The following is a 1,071-nucleotide window of genomic DNA, read 5'->3' on the forward strand; positions in this document are numbered from 1 at the left end:
CGGAGCCACCACCACAATGGCGGTGGAGCTGCACCCGCCAGGGCCGGTGGCCGTGACGGTGTAGCTGCCCGGCAGGTTCACTGTGGCGATGGCACTGCCGTTCTGAGTAATGACCGCCCCCAATGGACCCGCAAAGCTGTAGCTGATCACGCCCGTCGTGGAGGTAGTCGCTGTCAAGGTAGCCGTCAAAGCCGTGCAGCTCAGGGCCGCACTCACCGTTAGGGAGAGATTAGCTGGCGGAGTGGTCTGATCTACCACCTCGACGGTTGCTAAGGCCGTACAGCCCGTGGGCTCCGTGATCACTACCGAGAAGATACCCGGCTCGGTGACCGTTAGGCTGCCCACACTGCTCAGCAGGCCCTCCAAAGGCAGACCCGGTCCTGTAAAGAGAAAGCCCGTCAAGCCCGTTGTGTTCGAGCCTACCGTAATAGTAGCATTAGGCAGAATGCATGTCAGGGGATTGCTGACGGTCAAACTAACATTCTGTGGGGGCGTGGTGTCTAGAATAACATTCACTAATGCAACCCCAATACAATTGGGATTATTTCCTGTAGCAAGCACCGTATACGTACCCGGCTGGTTGACCACCGCCGTGTTTGATCCGGTAGCGGTTATGCCCGGCCCGACAAAAGTGTAAACTACCCCCAGCGTAGCGCTAGATGCCGTTAATGTAACTGACTCAACCAGACAAGTCAACACACCGCTCGCCGTTAAGGAAAGCCCTTCAGGAACGGTCCCTCCTCCGGGCACAGTAACGGTAGCGATTGATGTACATCCACTTGGAGCAGTAGCCACCACTGTATAACTGCCCGCCTGGTTAACAATTGCCGCATTGGGCCCATCCAGAAGCGTTATACCAGCACCAATAAAGGTGTAGATTACTCCAGTAGTAGAACTGGTAGCTGTTAAAGTAACGGTTGGAATATCACAGCTAATCGGCCCACTTACAGTCAAACTGACATTCTGCGGTGGGGTAGTCTGATCCACCACCTCCACGGTGGCTAAGGCCGTGCAGCCGGTAGGACCCGTGACGACCACCGAGAACAGGCCTGGTTCAGTCACCGTCAAAGA

1 pseudogene is annotated in these 1,071 nt (G+C 56.0%); it reads right to left on the reverse strand.

Annotated features, from left to right (window positions below):
* Window positions 1-1,071: pseudogene (locus ABD949_RS18205) on the reverse strand (hypothetical protein); the annotation flags it as partial.

Source organism: Nibrella saemangeumensis, assembly GCF_039541915.1.
GTDB lineage: Bacteria > Bacteroidota > Bacteroidia > Cytophagales > Spirosomataceae > Nibrella > Nibrella saemangeumensis.